Source organism: Providencia sp. PROV209 (genome assembly GCF_028479485.1).
GTDB classification, from domain to species: Bacteria; Pseudomonadota; Gammaproteobacteria; order Enterobacterales; family Enterobacteriaceae; genus Providencia; species Providencia alcalifaciens.
This window is the reverse complement of record NZ_JAMPNR010000034.1, coordinates 1-1,630: the sequence shown is the minus strand read 5'-3', so window position 1 is coordinate 1,630 and position 1,630 is coordinate 1. Positions and strand designations below refer to the sequence as shown.

2 protein-coding genes are annotated in these 1,630 nt (G+C 46.3%); both read left to right on the top strand.

Annotated elements, in window-relative coordinates:
- On the top strand, nt 1-674 hold a 674-nt coding region (locus PR795_RS18055; protein WP_272516986.1), incomplete at its 5' end, for an NAD-dependent epimerase/dehydratase family protein.
- A 60-nt stretch (nt 675-734) separates the two neighbouring features.
- Nucleotides 735-1,630 (top strand): nucleotide sugar dehydrogenase (locus tag PR795_RS18050; RefSeq protein WP_272516985.1); only part of this gene is annotated, 896 nt, incomplete at its 3' end.

Below are 1,630 nucleotides of genomic sequence, written 5' to 3'. Positions count from 1 at the left end.
TTTTAGAAGGTTGCCGCCAAGCGAAAGTGAAGCATTTAGTGTATGCCTCTTCAAGTTCCGTGTATGGCGTGACAGATAAAATGCCATTTACGACTGACATGCCAACCGATCACCCTGTTTCATTGTATGCGGCAACCAAAAAAGCCAATGAGCTGATGGCGCATTCCTATTCACACTTGTATCAACTTCCGACAACGGGTTTACGCTTCTTCACTGTGTATGGTCCATGGGGGCGCCCAGATATGGCGTTGTTTAAATTCACCAAGGCTATCTTAGCGGGTGAGCCCATCGATGTTTATAATAATGGCAATCTGAGCCGTGATTTCACGTTCATTGATGATATTGTTGAAGGTGTTATTCGTATTTCAGATATAATCCCACAAGCAGATCCGCAAAATCATTCAGATTCGCCAGCGCAAAGCAGCGCTCCTTACCGCATTTATAATATTGGTAACGGACAGCCTGTGAAGCTGATCGATTTTATTTCGGCATTGGAAAAGGCATTAGGGAAAGAAGCCATTAAGAACTTCTTACCAATGCAAGCGGGTGATGTTTACACGACATGGGCAGACACCGAAGACTTATTTAATGTCACTGGTTATCGCCCACACGTTTCTATTGAGCAGGGTGTTCAGGCGTTTGTTGACTGGTATAAATCGTATTACCACCGCTAATACCGATCATCAATATCATCTACCACCTGTAATATCCGCAGAAGGATTTGAGAGGCAAGTTTGAAAATAGCAATCGCAGGGACCGGCTACGTCGGTCTGTCTAACGCCATGTTACTGTCACAACACCACGAAGTGGTGGCGGTCGATATCATCCCTGAAAAAGTGGCGATGCTGAACAATAAGCAATCCCCGATTATCGACACTGAAATCGAACAGTTTTTAACGGAAAAACAGCTGAACTTCCGTGCGACCGAAGATAAAGTCGAAGCCTATACTGGCGCGCAATACGTGATTGTTGCCACCCCTACAGATTACGACCCAAAAACTAACTACTTCAACACCAATTCAGTCGAGTCCGTCATTCATGATGTGAACAAACTGAACCCAGACGCCACGATTATCGTCAAATCCACCATTCCAGTGGGCTTTACTGCGCGTCTGCGTGAAGAGTTTGGCTACACTAACGTGATTTTCTCCCCAGAGTTCTTGCGTGAAGGTCGCGCCCTGTGGGATAACCTGTACCCATCCCGTATTGTAGTGGGTGAGCGTTCTGAACGTGCCCAAATCTTTGCCGACTTATTGTTAGAAGGCGCGATTAAGAAAGACGTCCCGGTGCTGTTCACTGATGGTACTGAAGCGGAAGCCATCAAACTGTTTGCGAACACTTTCTTAGCGATGCGTGTCGCGTACTTCAATGAGTTAGACACCTACGCAGAAAGCCGTGGCTTAAATGCGCGTCAAATCATTGAAGGGGTCTCTTTAGACCCGCGTATCGGCAGCCATTACAATAACCCATCCTTTGGTTACGGTGGGTACTGCTTACCGAAAGATACGAAGCAGTTACTGGCAAACTACGACGATGTGCCAAATAACCTGATTAATGCGATTGTGGAATCTAACCGCACCCGTAAAGACTTTATCTCCGATGCGATTATCGCCAAAGCGCCACGTAAAGT